This window comes from Vibrio sp. 10N.222.48.A3 (assembly GCF_041475345.1).
GTDB lineage: Bacteria > Pseudomonadota > Gammaproteobacteria > Enterobacterales > Vibrionaceae > Vibrio > Vibrio tasmaniensis_A.
This window is the reverse complement of sequence record NZ_JBFRVX010001473.1, coordinates 1-263: the sequence shown is the minus strand read 5'-3', so window position 1 is coordinate 263 and position 263 is coordinate 1. Positions and strand designations below refer to the sequence as shown.

The window sequence follows — 263 nt, the reverse complement described above, 5'->3', positions numbered from 1 at the left end:
TTAGCAATCACATCATCGGTATCGCCCCATTCCACCATGTGTCCTACGTACATCACTGAAAGATCTTCAGCAATGTAACGAGCGGTTGCGATATCGTGAGTGATGTAAAGTAGAGACATTTGTTTCTCAAACTTCATTTCTTCCATCAGGTTCAAAACACCAGCACGAATCGATACATCAAGCATCGATGTTGGTTCATCGGCTAATACAACTTCTGCACCAACTGCAATGTTACGGGCTAGGTTGACACGTTGACGCTGACC

General features: G+C 44.5%; 1 pseudogene. It reads right to left on the bottom strand.

The features are described from left to right. Positions 1 to 263: pseudogene (locus AB4653_RS27215) on the bottom strand (ABC transporter ATP-binding protein); the annotation flags it as partial.